The following is a 14,458-nucleotide window of genomic DNA, read 5'->3' on the forward strand; positions in this document are numbered from 1 at the left end:
GATGCCGGCTGTCGAACTGGTCGGCATCACCAAGCGTTTCGGCACCGTGCTCGCCAACGACGGGATCGACCTGACCGTGGAACGCGGTGAGGTGCACGCCGTCGTCGGCGAGAACGGCGCGGGCAAGTCGACGCTGATGTCCATCCTGTACGGCCTGCACCGCCCGGACACCGGGCAGGTGCTGCGCGACGGCGTCCGGTTGCGGCTGCGCTCGCCGGCCGACGCGATCGCCCACGGCCTCGGCATGGTGCACCAGCGTTTCCGGCTGTTTCCCGGGCTGACCGTGACGGAGAACGTGGTGATCGGCGCCGAGCCGGCCCGGTTCGGGACGGTGGACCGCGCGGCGGCCCGGCGCTCGGTGGCCGAGCTGGCCGGGAGGTACGGGCTGGACGTGGATCCGTCGGCGCGCGTCGGCGACCTGCCGGTGGGGGTGCGGCAGCGGGTGGAGATCCTCAAGGCTCTCTACCGGCGGGCCGAGGTGCTGATCCTGGACGAGCCGACCGCGGTGCTGACGCCGGGGGAGGCCGACCGCCTGTTCGCCGTGCTGCGGGAGCTCACCGCGACGGGCGTGTCCGTGGTGCTGGTGACGCACAAGCTGGGCGAGGTCCTCGCCACCAGCGACCGGGTCACGGTGCTGCGCAGGGGACGGGTGACGGGCCGGTTCGACACGGCCGGGGCGTCGGTGGAGGAGCTCGTGGTGGCCATGATCGGGCGCTCGCTCGGCGCCGCGATGGACGAGGGTCACCAGGTCTCGGAGCGCGCTCCGTACGTGCTGGAGGTGCGGGACCTCGGCGTGCGCGACCGCGACGGCGTGCCACGACTGGCGGGGGTGTCGTTCGGGGTCCGGTCCGGGGAGATCGTGGGGATCGCCGGCGTGGCGGGCAGCGGGCAGCGAGAGCTCGTCGACGCCGTCGCCGGGCTGCGCCGGCCCGACACGGGCGAGGTGCTGCTCGGCGGGCGCCCTCTGGGCGGCGGCCGGGAACGGCGGGTCGCCTACGTGCCGGAGGACCGGGCCGGCCGGGCGACCGCGCCGGACATGTCGCTGGCCGACAACCTGCTCATGGGCGAGCAGCGTGGGTTCGGCCTGAACGCGGGCCGGGTCCGGGACCGGGCGGCGGCGCTGGTCGAGCGGTTCGGCGTGCGCGCCCCCTCGGTGCGGGCGCCGATCTCGCAGCTCTCGGGCGGTAACGCGCAGAAGGCCGTGCTGGCCCGCGAGCTGTCCAGGGACGCGCCGGTGCTCGTCGTGGAGGAGCCGACCCAGGGCGTTGACGTGGGGGCGCAGGAGCAGATCCACGCGCTGCTCGGGGCGGCCAGGGACGCGGGCCAGGCGGTGCTGCTCCAGTCGAGCGAGCTGACCGAGCTGCGCGCGCTCGCCGACCGGGTGCTGGTGATGTTCGAGGGCCGCGTGGTCGCGGAGCTGCCTGTGGGCGAGGCCACCGACGAGCGCCTGGGCGCGGCCATGACGGGAGCCGCCGGATGATCGGCACTCTCCAGGCGAAACCGGCTCTGCGGGCGGTCGTCCTCTCGCCGGCCGTGCTCTCCATCGCGGGTGCGCTCGTGCTCACCACCCTGGTCATGCTGGCCGTGGGCGTCGATCCGTCAATCGCCTACCCGGCGCTGGTGCGCGGCGCGCTCATGGACGGCAACCTCGAATACACCCTCGCCGCCTTCGTCCCCACCCTGGGGATGGCCGTGGCGTTCGCCATCCCGCTGCGCGCCGGGGAGTTCAACCTGGGCGGCGACGGTCAGCTCGCGCTCGGCGGGATCGCCGCGGCGGCGCTGGCCCTGCACGCGGGCGGCTCGTTCGTGCTGCCCCTGGCGGGGGCCGCCGTGGCGGGCGCGCTGCTCGCGGGCATCTCCGCGCCGCTGCGCACCAGGCTCGGCATCCCCGCGATCGTCAGCACACTCCTGCTCAGCGCCCCGGCGGTGTCGCTGGCCTCCTATCTCGCCAGGTTCCCGCTCGCCGAGCAGGGCACGGGCCTCGCCCAGACGCCGTTGCTACCGGACGCCGCGCACCTGCCCGCGCTCGGCTCCAGCACCTACGTCACGATCGCGCTGCCGCTGGTCGCCGTCCTGACCGCGCTCTGGCTGTACGGCGACGCGCGGACGGTGCCCGGGTACGAGATCCGCGCGCTGGGCGCCGGCCGGGAGTTCGCCCGCTACGGCGGCGTCCAGGTGAACCGCCTGGCGACCCTGACCCTGGCCGGCGGCGGCGCGTTCGCCGGGCTGGTCGGCGGGTTGATCGTGCTCGGCCCGCCGTACCGGTTCGTGGACGGGGCGCTCACCGCTCCCGGCTACACCTTCACCGCGATCGCCGCCGTGCTGCTGGCGACGGGGAGGCCGCCGGCCATCCCGCTGACCGTGGCGCTGCTGACGATCCTTCAGGCGGGCGGCCAGGGCATGGAACGCGAGGCGGGCGTGCCGAGCCAGCTCACCCAGATCGTGCAGGGGTTGATCATCGTGATCGTCGCGGTGACCGTGGTCGTGCGTGGCCGCCTGGCGAGGAGGCGCGGGTGAACGTCTTCCTCGCGGCCGTGCTGACCGCCACCGCGCCCGTCGTGCTCGCGGCGCTCGGCGGGCTGCTCAGCTCGGTGTCCGGCGTCTTCAACATGGCGCTCGAAGGCCAGCTGCTGTGGGGCGCCTTCACCGCGGTGGTCTTCAGCAGCCTGACCGGGAGCGCGTGGTGGGGCGTGGTGGGCGCGGTGCTCGCCACGGCGCTGTACGCGGCGATCCTGTCGGTGCCCGCCGTGACGTTCCGCGCCGACCCCGTCGTGGTCGCGGTCGGCACCAACCTGCTGGCGCTGGGGCTGACGGCGTTCCTCCTGCGGCAGGTCTTCGGCAGCGGCGGCACCTACAGTTCGCCCGATCTGGCCGGCCTGCCCACGCTGGCCGGGCTCGGCCTGGACCTGCCCGTGCTCGGGTCGCAGTCGCCGCTGGTGCCCGTCGCGTTCCTGCTGGTCGGCTGGGCGGCGTGGTGGCTCGCCCGGACCCGGTCCGGGCTGCGGCTGCGCGGCATCGGCGAGCATCCCGAGGCGGCCGAGTCCATCGGGCTGCGGGTGACCGCCTACCGGCACGGCGTGCTGCTCGGCGCGGGAGCGCTGTGCGGGCTCGGCGGCGCGCAGCTCGCACTGGGCAACGTGACGCTGTTCAGCGAGGGCATGAGCGCGGGACGCGGCTGGGTGGCGGTGGTGGCGGTGATGCTCGCCGGCTCCCGCCCGTTCCGGGTGCTGGGCGTCTGCCTGCTGTTCGGCGCGGCTGAGGCGCTGGGCTTCCGGCTGCAGGGGCTCGGGCTGCCGCAGCAGGCCGCGGACGCCGCGCCGTATCTGATCACCCTGCTCGCCCTCGTCGTGGTGGCGGCGACCCGTCGGAAGGAGACGGTGTGAACGTTCCGGTACTGGCCGACTCGGTACGCCTGACCGAGGACGCTGTGGAGATCCTCGACCGCCGCGTCTATCCGCTGGAGGTGCGCTGGGTTCGCTGCGTCACCAGCGAGGAGGTCGCGGTGGCCATCGAGCGGATGGTCACCCAGAGCTCGGGACCGCTGTTCGCGGCCACGGCCGGGCTGGTGCTCGGCGCGCGCGAGGCTCGCGACGAGCCGCCCGGGGTGGCCGCCGAGCGGCTGCGGGCGGTGGGGGAGCGGCTGGTCTCCACCCGGCCGACGAACAACCACATCCGCGACGCCGTGCACGGCGTCCTGTCGGCGATCCCGGGTTCGCTCGCCGGGCAGGACCTGGTGGCCGCGGTCACCGAGGCGGCCCGCGCGCACGACGCCGCCTACTGGGCACGCAGCGCGGCGCTCGGCGAGCACGCCGCCTCGCTCCTCGACGACGGCGCGCGGGTGCTCACCCACTGCTGGGCGGACGCGTACCTGATCGGCACGGTGCGGGCGGCCCAGGCGGCGGGCAAGCGGCTGGAGTTCGTCTGCACCGAGACCCGGCCCTACCTGCAGGGCGCCCGGCTCACCGCGGCGACGCTGGTCGAGATGGGCTACCGGCCGACGCTCATCACCGACGGCATGGTCGCGGCAGCGCTGGCCGACGGGCTGGCCGACGTGGCGCTGACCGCCGCCGACCGGGTCACGCTCGACGGGCACGTGGTCAACAAGGTCGGCACGCTCGGCGTCGCGCTGGCCGCACGGGCCTTCGACGTGCCCTTCTACGCGATGGTCGACGCCCCCGACCCGCTGGCGCCGGCCATCGAGGACGTGGTGATCGAGCGGCGCGACGGTGACGAGGTGCTCCGGGTGCTCGGCCACCGCACCGCGGCCCACGGCGTGACCGGCTACTACCCCGCCTTCGACGTGACCCCGCCCCGCCTGGTGACGCGCATCGTCACCGAGCGCGGCGTCTATCCGCCCGACCATGTGAAGGAGGCCTTGTGAGACGCGTCGTGGTCGACACGGACACGGGCATCGACGACGCCCATACCCTGCTGTACCTGGCAGGCCGGCCCGACGCCGAGATCGTCGCGATCACCTCGGTGTTCGGCAACTGCACCGAGGAGGACGCCGCCCGCAACATCGGCTACGTCGGCAGCCTGCTCGGCCTCGACGTCCCCGTGGCCCGCGGCGCCGCCGAGCCGCTGCGCGGCGCCGCGCACATCGCCGGCTACGTGCACGGCAAGGACGGCCTCGGCGACCTCGGCCACGACCGCCCGCTGCCGCGGGTGACCGCCGAGTCCGGCCCGGAGCTGCTGGTGCGGCTGGCCCACGAGCAGCCGGGCGAGCTCGACCTGCTCGCGCTCGGCCCGCTCACCAACCTTGGCCTGGCGCTGCGCCTGGATCCCGAACTGTTCACCAAGTACCGTTCCGTGGTGCTCATGGGCGGCTCGGGACCGTACGCGGAGCCGGGCACGCTGCTGATGATCGACGCCAACATCAACAACGACCCCGAGGCGGCGCGGGCGGTCTTCGCCGCGCCACGCGAGGAGCTCGTCATGGTCGGCGTGAACGTGACGGCGAGCACGATCCTGGACGAGCGGGCCATCGCCGCCCTGCGCGCCGCCGGAACGCCCAGGGCCAGGTTCGCGACCGAGATCCTCGAGGCGTACCTGGACTTCTACCAGAACGAGTGGGGCAGGCGGATCATCCCGCTGCACGACCCGCTCGCGGCGGGCATCCTGCTGGATCCGACGTTCGCGACCGCCCACACCGACGGCCCGGTCAACGTGCGCAGCGACGGCTTCCTGTCGCGCGCCAGGCTGATGCGCACGGCCGACGGCCTGCCCCCGGCCTTCCCCTACGAGGCCGCGCCGGACACCCGGGTGATCACCGCCGTGGACTCGCGCAGGTTCGTGGCCGACTTCGTGGAGGTGCTGACCCGATGACCATCGTGCTCGACATCGAGGGGACTACCAGCTCGACCGAGTCCGTGCACGTGGGGCTGTACGCCTACGCGCGGCCCAGACTCGGCGCGTGGATCGACGCCCACGGCGACGACCCCGCCGTGCGCGCCGCCGTCGCGGAGATCGGCGCCGCGACGACCGAGGAGGCCGTCAGGATCCTGCACGAGTGGATGGACGGCGACGTCAAGGCGACGCCGCTCAAGACGCTCCAGGGCCAGATCTGGGCGGCGGGATTCGCCGCGGGCGAGCTCACCGCCCACTTCTTCGCCGACGTGCCGCCGGCGCTGCGCGCCTGGCACGCCGCCGGGCGCGGGCTCGCCGTGTTCTCCTCCGGCTCGGTGGCGAGCCAGCGGCCCTGGTTCAGGCACACCGGGTACGGCGACCTGTCCGTGCTCGTCGGCCACTGGTTCGACACGGTCAACGCCGGGCCCAAGCGCGAGCCGGCCTCCTACGCGCGGATCGCCGAGACGCTCGGCGACCCCGCCGGGCTGCTCTTCCTGTCGGACGTCCCCGCTGAGCTGGACGCCGCCGCCGCGGCCGGCTGGCGCACCACCGGCGTGCGCAGGCCCGGCGAGCCGAACAGCCGGGTCCCCTTCGGCCCGCATCCCGTCATCACGTCCTTCGAGGAGATCGCATGACCCCGCACACCGGTCCCACCGCCGAGCGAGTCCACGAGGCGGGAGCCAGACTGGCCGTCGAGGCGGCGCGCTTCACCGAGATCGGCTGGATGCGCGGCACCTCGGGCAACATCTCCGAGGTGGTCGCCCGCGACCCGTTGCGCCTGGCCGTCACCGCCAGCGGCCTGGACAAGGGCGAGCTGCAGGCGACCGACATCGCCGTCGTGGGAGCCGTAGGGGAGCCGGTCGGCGTCGCCGGGGTCGTGCCGCTCAAGCCGTCGGCCGAGGCGGGGCTGCACGCCCGCGTGGCCGGCCTGACGGGCGCCGACGCCGTGGTGCACGTGCACGCGCTCAACGCCGTGGTGGCGGGCCATCGCTGGCCCGGCGGCGTGCGGCTGCGCGACGTCGAGACGCTGAAGGGCATCGGCCGCCTCGCGCACGACGACGAGGTGGTCATCCCGGTGATCCGCAACAGCCAGGACATGGCCGAGCTGGGCGACCGGTTCGAGAAGTCCTACGATCCGCGCACCCCGGCGGTCATCGTCGCCTCGCACGGCCTCTATACCTGGGGCACCGACCTGAAGCACGCCCGGCACGTCACCGAGTGCGTGGAATGGCTCCTCGCCTACGCTCTGGCCACCGCCTGAGCGGTGCCGTCCCGGCCACAGGAGGACGAGCTCACTCGTCGTCCTCCTGGCCGTCGCGTTCCTTCTTGAGCTCCTCGGCCAGCTGTTCGGCCCAGGCGAGGCGCTCTTCCTCGGGCAGGTCGAAGTAGCCCTCCGGCAGCGCGGCGTGGACCTTGCGCCTGTTAAAGAAAGCCACCGGCACCTCCCGTGTCGATGTAGTCGCCGGTCTTGACCTCGTAGATGGCGATCTGGTCGGTCTCCCGGGCGAGCTTGACCGCCCTGGTCTTCCCGAGGAGGTTCCTGGACGGCTCCAGCCACAGCTTGCCGTCCTGGATCCAGCAGCCCAGGTAGATGTTCTTGCGGTTTTCGAAGATGTCCCGGTTGTCGTGGAGATACTTGTCGATTGCCCGCGCGGTCGCACGCGAATCATCGAGGATACTCTGCGGGAAATGCGCTGTTCGCCCGGTCTGGGCGACCATGTAGCCCCTGGCGGGCACGCGTCCGGTCGTCGGGGACCAGGAGAATCCGCCTTCCCGCCGCGCGCGCGTGATCTGACTGGCCAGCGGCACGGGCTCGGCCCTGCGGAAGAACCTGCCGGCCCGGCGGGCGATGAAGCCCGCCGCGGCGGCCGGGACCCTAGGCAACCAGCACCCGCGACGCCTGGTACATGGACATGTTCACCAGCAGGCCGGTGAGCCGCTTGTACACCGGGATCCACAGCAGCGAGGCCCCGGAGCTCGCCGGTGACGCGGCGGCGGCGAGATAGATCCTCACCAGCAGCGCCGAGAGCTGCACGATGATCGCTATCTTCAGCGCGAGCACGAGCGCGGCGCATACGACCAGGCAGACGCCGACGACCCGGGCCCCCGTCGTCCCCTCCGAGACCACCGTGCGCGGCGCGTCCTCGCCGGTCCAGACCGTCAGGAAGGAGCTGATCGCCGCCCCTCCGTTGCCGTCGCGTACGGCTCTCGCGATGGCGTCGACGTGCTCGGCGGCCTCGTCCAGACGCCCGCCGAAACCGAGCCAGGCGGTCGCCTGCCGGAACAGCGACTCCTCGTCGACCTCCGGCCACAGGAAGCCGAGCTCGGTGAGCAGTCCCGCCAGCTCGGCGGGTAACCTCACGCCCACGCCCGGTCCACGTTCTCGAGCACCTGCTCGGTGTCCTCCTCGGCGGCGGCGTACTCGGTCGCCATGAGCGAGAGCCGCTCGCCGTGACCGCCCAGGCCGGCGACCGCCGACTCGATGGAGCCGATCCCGATCTCGTGGATGGCCGCGTAGGCCGCGGCGATCATGGCGCTGATGTCGTCGTTCCGGGGGATCGGGCCGGCCGCGGAGATGGCGGCGAGCAGCTCGTCCAGCGCGCCGCGCAGATGGGTGGCCGTCTCACCGGCCTGCCGGCCCGCGCCTTTCAGGGTGGATCGCCGGACTTCCAGCGTCGGGAGCGGATTCATCACTCGCTCCGCCTTTCCAGCTGCCCGAGCACGTCGGTGATCGTGTCGGTGAAGGCGCCGAGCCGCCGGACCGATAGGTCCTGAAGGTCGTGCAGGTCCGCGACCAGCCGGTCGAGCTCGGGCACGGCCAGTCGCTCTGCCGCGCCGGCCAGGCCGCGCAGCGCCTCGTTCGCGGTGCGGACGATCCGCTCCGCCAGGTCGTGGGAGTTCAGCCGCATCGCCCGCGGGTCCAGGTGCAGCGAGTCCAGTGCGGCGCCGCTCTCCGTCAGCACGGCCGTCACCCGTACCAGCTCGTCCGGCCCGCCGGCCTCGTGCCGCACGTCGGGCAGGTCCACCGGGCCGGTCCGGACCGACTCGACCGCCCGCCTGGTGGCCTCGATCAAGCTGTCGAAGTCGGCGGCTCCCAGGTCTCCGGTCACCGGCCGCCCACCTCGGCGAGCACCTCTCCGACCCGGTCGAACAGCGGTTTCGGCTCGCCCAGCCGTACCTCCTCGACGAGCAGCGACCTCGCCGCCGCCAGCACGGCGCGGATGGCGCGCACCCGCAGGTCCTCCGGCAGGGAGGCGATGTCGCTGACCGAGGAGAATCCGATCACCCGGCGGGCCGCCTTCGCGGCGCCGAACGCCACGGCGTCGCCGTACACCTTGGCCAGGTAGCGGTCGAGGTCGATGACCCGCGGGTCGGCCCGCTCCGGCCACAGCGCGGCGAACTCGTCGGCGAAGCCCTGCCAGGTCTCGCCCGCCTGAGCCAGCACCCAGGCGGCGTGGCCGGAGTCGCCCAGGGCGACGGCGCGGGCGGCGGCCAGCACGTAGTTGCCCCACAGCGCGCCCAGGTCGAACCCGACCGGGCCGTAGCAGGCGAACTCGACGTCGAAGGCGCGGGTGGAGTGCGGCTCGTCGCGGACCAGGACCGAACCGGTGTGCAGGTCGCCGTGGATGAGCGCCTCGGCGTGCGTCATGAACGCGAGCTTGGCCGCGCCGATGGCCGCGCGCACCGCTGGATCGCCGGCGTAGGCCGCCACGTCCGCCACGTTGCCGGGCAGGATCCGGTTGTGCTCGTGGGTGATGTACGGCTCGGTGAAGACCAGATCCTCGGTGATCTCGCACAGCTCGGGGTTGGCGGAGGCCGCGACCGCCGCCTTGTGCGCCTTGGCGCCGAGCCCGAAGACCGAGGTGCCGAACCCCACCTTCGCCACGTAACGCCCGAGATCGTGGGCCACCCCGTCGTGGCGCAGGCCCTCGTTGAGCGCCCCGCGCCACACCTGGTGGTCCGACAGGTCCTCGATCGCGATCACGTGCCGCTCGGCGTCGGTGTCGTGGAGCGCGGGGACCAGCCCGGCGGCGACCGTGTTGTGCACGCGCAGCGCGCGACCCTCGATCCCGTTGCGCTCGGGCGTCATGGGCCAGGTCGGGTCCACCCGGACGTACGGCAGCGCCTGTTTGAGGACCAGGCCCCCGCCGGTGGTCTCGACCACGAACACCAGGTTGAGATTGCCGTCGCCCACCTCCCGCACCCGCGTGACCTCGCCGAACCCGGCGAGGGACGGCCGTGCGGCGACGTAGCCGGGAACGGTTCCGACCGTGAGCAATTCGTAGCTCAACGGAGCCTCCTGAGCGTGTAGCTGGTCACCAGGGCGCCGACGAGCAGCGCGCCCTGGACGAAGGTCTGCGCGTAGTAAGGGGCGTTCAGCATGGTCAAGCCGTTGATCATCACACCGATGAACAGGGCGCCGACCACCGTGCCGAGCGCGTTGGGGCGGTTGGCGCCCAGCACGGCGAAGCCGATGAGGGCCGCGGCCACCGACTGCAGCAGGTACGGGTCCCCGGCGCCCACGTCGCCCCTGCCGAGCCTGGCCGACAGCAGGATCCCGGCGACGGCGGCCAGCGTCCCCGACAGCGCGTAGGCGAGGGCGCGGTAACGGGCGACACGGATCCCCGCGAGCCTGGCCGCCTCGGCGTTGCCGCCGATCGCGTACAGGGCCCGGCCCCATCGGGTGTGGTTGAGCAGCACGTAGACAGCGGCCGCGAGCAGGGCGAAGACCACGACGGGGACGGGGACGGAGGCTATCGTGCCGCTGCCCAGCCACGCGAAGCCCTCGGTGTAGCGGCCCGGAGCGGGCGCGCCGTCGGCCGTCATGCCCGCCGCGACGGACTGGCCGCTCGTGACGATCAGGGCCAGCCCCTGGAAGAGGAAGAGCGTCCCCAGGGTGGCGACCAGATCGGGCACCTTGGCCACGACGGTGAGCAGCACGTTCACCCCGGCGACCAGCAGCCCCGTGAGCAGGCCGGCGACGATGGCGGTGGCGCCGGTGAGGTTGAACCTGACCATGGTCAGCGCGGTAACCATGACGACCGCGCCGACGCAGGCGCCGGCCGACAGGTCGAAGCCGCCGGTGGTCATGGAGACCGTGACGCCCAGCGCGACGATGCCGACGACGGAGACGGACTGCAGGACGACCAGCGCGTTGGCGTACGTCATGAACGCGGGCCGGGCGACGGAGAACAGGACGAGCATGACGGCGAGCACGGCGAGCAGGCCGTAGCGGTAGGTGACGGCCGCGGCCAGGGTGCTGACGCGGCTCGGCGCGTCGGCGCGGCCCCGGCTTCGGACGGTGGCGGTCATGTGGACGCCCCCTGGTCGCCGGTCGCGGTCCCCGGCTGGTCGGCCGTGTGCGTGCCGGACATGAGCGCGACCAGGCGGTCCGGGGTGGCCTCCTCGATCGGGAGCTCCCCGGCGAGGCTGCCCTCGTGCATCACCAGCACGCGGTCGGCCAGCTCGACCAGCTCCTGCGGGTCGGAGGAGGCGACGATGACGCCCATCTCCGCCGCGCGCTCCCTGACGACGCGGCCGATGTCGGCCCTGGCGCCCACGTCCACGCCGCGGAAGGGCTCGTCGAGCACCAGCAGCCGTGGCTGGAGCTCCAGCCATCGGCCGACCATGACCTTCTGCTGGTTGCCGCCGGACAGCGCCTCGATGGGCGCCTCGGGTCCGGGGCCGCGCACGCCGAACAGGTCGATGACCTTCCGCGCGGCGGTGGCCTCCGACCGCCGGTTCAACAGGCCGCCCCGGCTGTGCGCGCGCATCCGCGGCAGGGTCACGTGCGCGCGCACGGACCAGCCGGGCACGACCGCCTGTGCCGCCCGCTCCTCGGTGGCGAACGCGACTCCCGCCGCGATCGCGTCGTGCGGGCTCTTCGGCCGGTACGGCGCGCCGTCCAGCAGCAGCTCACCCGAGACCAGCGGCCGGGCGCCGCCGAGCTGTTCGAGCAGTTCGGTCTTGCCCGCCCCGACCAGCCCGGTCACGCCGACGACCTCACCGGCGCGCACTCGCAGGCCGAACGCCCGCCCGCCCGGCACGGCCCGCAGCCCGCCGGCGACCAGCACATCCCGTCGTGCCTCCACGTCGGCGGGCGCGGCGGAGGGTTCGCCGGCGAGGCCGGCGGAGGGGCCGAGCATGGCGGCCACGATCGCGGCCCTGTCCAGCGGGGCGGTGAACGTGTCGACCACCTCGCCGTCCCGCAGGACCACCGCGCGCCCGCACAGCGCCTCGATCTCCGACAGCCGGTGCGACACGTACAGCACCGCCACTCCGGAGGCCGCGACCTCCCGCACCCGCGCGACCAGCGCGTCCGCCTCGGTCGCCGACAGCGTGGAGGTCGGCTCGTCGAGGATCAGCAAGCGGGCCCGGCGGAACAGCGCGCGGGCGATGACGATCTGCTGCCGGGCGCTCGCGGGCAGGCTCTCCACCGGCGCGTCCAGGGGCAGGTCGAGTCCGGGGGCGACGGCCGACGCGGCGGCGCGGAGCTTCGCCCGGGTCTCGAACCACGCGCTCATGCCGCGCCGGGCCAGGGAGTCCAGCGTGAGGTTCTCGGCGACGGTGGCGCCGAAGACGACGCCGTCGTCGATGTTCTGGTGCACCGTCTGGATGCCGGCCTCCTGCGCGTCCAGCGGTCCGGCGAACGACAGCGGTCGTCCCGAGAGCGTCAGCGTGCCCGAGGTCGGCCGGGTCGCGCCGGAGAGGATCTTGATGAGGGTGGACTTGCCGGCGCCGTTGGTGCCGATCAGGCCCACGACCTCGCCCGGCGGCAGCTCGAGACTGACCGAGGACAGTGCCGTGGTCCCGCCGTACACCTTGGAGACCGAGGTGACCGCGAAGGTCACGGCGCCACCCAGGGAACCCGCGCGACGTCGGGCGTCACCAGGCCGGGGAAGGCCTTCGTGAGCTGCTCGACGTTGGTGATGTTCGCGTCCCGCAGGCCCTTCTGCGTGATCAGGGCCGGTGGCACGGTGAGCGCGGCATCCAGGTCCTTGCCCGCCGCGAGCAGCGCGGCCGCCCGGACGGCGACGCGGCCGACGTTCGCCGGGTCGGTGGCCGAGGTGGCGACCCAGGGGCTGCCGGGTGCGGTGATGACGCCGATGTCGGCGGTCGACACGTCCGCGCCGTAGATCTTCACCTTGTCGCCCAGGCCGAGCTCCTTGACGGCCAGCGCCGCGCCCTTGGCGAACTCGTCGTAGGGCGCGAAGATCGCCTTGACGCCGGGGTTGGCCTGGAGCGCCGCCTTGGCCTGGTCGGCCACGGCCGAGGTGGTCGAGCTGTTGACCACGCCGATCTGGGCCACCTGCTTGATGCCGGGGTTGTCCTTCTTGAACTGGGTCCAGGTCTCGTTGCGCCGGTCCAGCGGCGCGAATCCGGCGACGTACACGTAAACGACGTCGCCCGACCCGCCGGTGCCGGCCTTGAGCGCGCCGAGCGCCTGCTCGGCGATCTGGTGGTCGTCCTGGGTGAGTGACACGGCCTCTGAGGTGCCCGGGTCCACGTCGAAGGCGACGAGGGGGATCTCGGCGGCCACCGCCTTCTTGATCGCCGGCTGCACGGTCTGGGCGAATCCGTGGTCGACGATGATCGCGTCCGGTTTGGCGTTGACCGCCTGCTCCAGGTTGAGCGCCTGCTTGTCGTTGTTGCCGTCGCCGCTGGAGACCTGCAGCTTGACGTTCAGCGCCGTCGCCTGGGCCTGCGCGCCGGCGAGCCACTGCTCGAAGTAGTCGCCTGAGGAGAGCTGCCGGACGAGGGAGATCGTGACGTCGCCCGAGGCGAACCTGGCGGGTGCGGACTCCGCCGGCGCGGCGGCGGGCGAGGTGTCGGATGAGTCGGAGGCGGACGGAGCGGTGCTGGGCGCGGTGGCGGGCGTGCCCTGAGAGCAGCCGGCGAGGGCGAGAAGGAGCACAGCGCCCACGAGTCGTGCATGGTTCACACGGCGGACTATATCCCACCTTTCATGCATGTATTGTAGGCTTTACCCCATGACCTACCTGACCGTGTACACCGACGGCGACGCGCCCGAGACGCTGCTGGAGACCGAGGACGCCGCGGAGATCGCGGCCGCGCTGAAGGAGATCGACGTCGTCCTGCGCCACTGGCAGGTCGTCGAGGGCCTGGCCCCGGGCGCGGGGCAGGACGAGATCCTGGACGCCTACCGGACCGAAGTGGATCGCGTCATCGCCGAAGAGGGCTACACCTTCGTCGACGTGGCACAGCTGCACCCCGACGGCAGTCCCGACTGGCCGGAGCGGGCCGCCGCGGCGCGGCAGAAGTTCCTCAACGAGCACACCCACGACGACGACGAGGTCCGCTACTTCGTCTCCGGCTCCGGCATCTTCTACCTGCACGTCGACGGCAGGATCCACGCGGTCCTGTGCGAGCCGGGCGACCTGCTGAGCGTGCCGGAGAACACCACGCACTGGTTCGACATGGGCACCGAGCCGAGCTTCACCGCCATCCGCTTCTTCCATGACGACGACGGCTGGGTCGGTGACTTCACCGGCGACTCGATCGCCCAGCGCGTGCCGGACTTCGACACGATCGTGGCCAACCGGAAGTCCCGCGCCTCGTAGCGGATCAGCCATCCGACGGCATGGGCAGGCTGCCCCTGGCGACGTGCGCGAGGGTGATCTCGGAGAGCAGGGTCTCCTCGTGGTCGCGCAGGGCGCTCCATACCTCCGCCAGGGGCCTGGCCACGCCGGGATAGCCGCCGTGGTCGTCGCCCTGGGGGACGCCCTCGACCACGGTGATGACGTCGGCCAGGGTGATCTGGTCGGCGGGGCGGGCCAGCCAGTAGCCGCCGTCAGGGCCGCGCTGGCTGTTCAGCAGCCCGGCACGGCGGAGCTGGAGCAGGATGTTGTCGAGGAACTTGCGTGGGATGCCCTGCGCCGCCGCGATGCGCTCGGCGGAGACCGGACCCGGCGGCGCGGCGGCCAGCTCGGCAGCCGCTCGCAGGGCGTACTGGGTTCTGGCGGAGGTCCGCATGCTTCTCAGGCGGTGATCCGGTGCGGGCCCCGGTGGCCTGTCACCGAGATCGTGAGCGCCTGTACGGCCAGAGCGGCCACCACCCCGCAAGCGCGCATCCGTTCTCCCCTATTTCCCA

18 protein-coding genes are annotated in these 14,458 nt (G+C 73.0%); 8 read left to right on the plus strand and 10 right to left on the minus strand.

The features are described 5' to 3' along the window. The first annotated feature begins 1 nt into the window (after position 1). From V5E28_RS24195 to mtnB, 7 genes are read left to right on the plus strand one after another with little or no spacing between them, the layout of a single operon-like run. Positions 2-1,480, plus strand: a complete 1,479-nt coding sequence (locus V5E28_RS24195) for an ABC transporter ATP-binding protein (RefSeq protein WP_336209364.1) — start codon at positions 2-4, stop codon at positions 1,478-1,480. Next, positions 1,477-2,517: an ABC transporter permease gene (locus tag V5E28_RS24200; RefSeq protein ID WP_336209366.1), complete on the plus strand. Its 1,041-nt coding sequence runs from the start codon at positions 1,477-1,479 to the stop codon at positions 2,515-2,517. Before V5E28_RS24195 ends, V5E28_RS24200 begins: the two co-directional genes overlap by 4 nt. After that, positions 2,514-3,383 (plus strand): ABC transporter permease, encoded by an 870-nt coding sequence (locus tag V5E28_RS24205; protein WP_336209369.1) that lies wholly within the window; start codon positions 2,514-2,516, stop codon positions 3,381-3,383. The genes V5E28_RS24200 and V5E28_RS24205 overlap by 4 nt, the downstream gene beginning before the upstream one ends. Continuing rightward, complete coding sequence (locus V5E28_RS24210; protein ID WP_336209371.1) at positions 3,380-4,381, plus strand: s-methyl-5-thioribose-1-phosphate isomerase; 1,002 nt, start codon at positions 3,380-3,382, stop codon at positions 4,379-4,381. Before V5E28_RS24205 ends, V5E28_RS24210 begins: the two co-directional genes overlap by 4 nt. Continuing rightward, positions 4,378-5,325 (plus strand): nucleoside hydrolase, encoded by a 948-nt coding sequence (locus V5E28_RS24215; RefSeq protein WP_336209373.1) that lies wholly within the window; start codon positions 4,378-4,380, stop codon positions 5,323-5,325. The genes V5E28_RS24210 and V5E28_RS24215 overlap by 4 nt, the downstream gene beginning before the upstream one ends. Continuing rightward, complete coding sequence (gene mtnC, locus V5E28_RS24220; RefSeq protein WP_336209375.1) at positions 5,322-5,981, plus strand: acireductone synthase; 660 nt, start codon at positions 5,322-5,324, stop codon at positions 5,979-5,981. The genes V5E28_RS24215 and mtnC overlap by 4 nt, the downstream gene beginning before the upstream one ends. Continuing rightward, complete coding sequence (gene mtnB / locus V5E28_RS24225; protein ID WP_336209377.1) at positions 5,978-6,607, plus strand: methylthioribulose 1-phosphate dehydratase; 630 nt, start codon at positions 5,978-5,980, stop codon at positions 6,605-6,607. The genes mtnC and mtnB overlap by 4 nt, the downstream gene beginning before the upstream one ends. A 31-nt stretch (positions 6,608-6,638) precedes the next feature. Here mtnB and V5E28_RS24230 read toward each other — a convergent pair whose 3' ends face one another. Genes V5E28_RS24230 through V5E28_RS24270 form a run of 9 tightly spaced genes read right to left on the minus strand, consistent with a single transcriptional unit; the run spans position 6,639 to position 13,288 of the window. Then, positions 6,639-6,782 carry a hypothetical protein gene (locus V5E28_RS24230; RefSeq protein WP_336209379.1) on the minus strand — a complete coding sequence of 48 codons (144 nt, stop codon included), beginning with the start codon at positions 6,780-6,782 and terminating at the stop codon, positions 6,639-6,641. Next, positions 6,769-7,230, minus strand: a complete 462-nt coding sequence (locus V5E28_RS24235) for a hypothetical protein (RefSeq protein ID WP_336209380.1) — start codon at positions 7,228-7,230, stop codon at positions 6,769-6,771. Before V5E28_RS24235 ends, V5E28_RS24230 begins: the two co-directional genes overlap by 14 nt. After that, positions 7,223-7,714: a WXG100-like domain-containing protein gene (locus V5E28_RS24240; RefSeq protein WP_336209381.1), complete on the minus strand. Its 492-nt coding sequence runs from the start codon at positions 7,712-7,714 to the stop codon at positions 7,223-7,225. Before V5E28_RS24240 ends, V5E28_RS24235 begins: the two co-directional genes overlap by 8 nt. Further along, on the minus strand, positions 7,705-8,037 hold the full coding sequence (locus V5E28_RS24245; RefSeq protein WP_336209383.1) for a hypothetical protein: 333 nt from the start codon (positions 8,035-8,037) through the stop codon (positions 7,705-7,707). Before V5E28_RS24245 ends, V5E28_RS24240 begins: the two co-directional genes overlap by 10 nt. Then, positions 8,037-8,456, minus strand: a complete 420-nt coding sequence (locus V5E28_RS24250; RefSeq protein WP_336209384.1) for a hypothetical protein — start codon at positions 8,454-8,456, stop codon at positions 8,037-8,039. Before V5E28_RS24250 ends, V5E28_RS24245 begins: the two co-directional genes overlap by 1 nt. Further along, complete coding sequence (gene mtnK, locus V5E28_RS24255) at positions 8,453-9,637, minus strand: S-methyl-5-thioribose kinase (protein WP_336209386.1); 1,185 nt, start codon at positions 9,635-9,637, stop codon at positions 8,453-8,455. The genes V5E28_RS24250 and mtnK overlap by 4 nt, the downstream gene beginning before the upstream one ends. Next, positions 9,634-10,659, minus strand: coding sequence for an ABC transporter permease (locus V5E28_RS24260; RefSeq protein ID WP_336209388.1), 1,026 nt, complete (start codon positions 10,657-10,659; stop codon positions 9,634-9,636). The genes mtnK and V5E28_RS24260 overlap by 4 nt, the downstream gene beginning before the upstream one ends. Further along, positions 10,656-12,197, minus strand: a complete 1,542-nt coding sequence (locus V5E28_RS24265; RefSeq protein ID WP_336209389.1) for a sugar ABC transporter ATP-binding protein — start codon at positions 12,195-12,197, stop codon at positions 10,656-10,658. Before V5E28_RS24265 ends, V5E28_RS24260 begins: the two co-directional genes overlap by 4 nt. After that, the gene (locus V5E28_RS24270) at positions 12,194-13,288 is read right to left on the minus strand and encodes a substrate-binding domain-containing protein (RefSeq protein WP_336209390.1); all 1,095 of its coding nucleotides are present in this window, start codon (positions 13,286-13,288) and stop codon (positions 12,194-12,196) included. Before V5E28_RS24270 ends, V5E28_RS24265 begins: the two co-directional genes overlap by 4 nt. Before the next feature lie 49 nt (positions 13,289-13,337). On the opposite strand from V5E28_RS24270, the gene V5E28_RS24275 reads away from it, so the two are divergent. Continuing rightward, positions 13,338-13,928 (plus strand): 1,2-dihydroxy-3-keto-5-methylthiopentene dioxygenase, encoded by a 591-nt coding sequence (locus tag V5E28_RS24275; protein ID WP_336209391.1) that lies wholly within the window; start codon positions 13,338-13,340, stop codon positions 13,926-13,928. A 4-nt stretch (positions 13,929-13,932) separates the two neighbouring features. Here V5E28_RS24275 and V5E28_RS24280 read toward each other — a convergent pair whose 3' ends face one another. After that, positions 13,933-14,340, minus strand: coding sequence for an RrF2 family transcriptional regulator (locus tag V5E28_RS24280; protein WP_336209393.1), 408 nt, complete (start codon positions 14,338-14,340; stop codon positions 13,933-13,935). Positions 14,341-14,458 lie beyond the last annotated feature (118 nt).

This window comes from Nonomuraea sp. LPB2021202275-12-8 (assembly GCF_037044575.1).
Lineage (GTDB): Bacteria > Actinomycetota > Actinomycetes > Streptosporangiales > Streptosporangiaceae > Nonomuraea.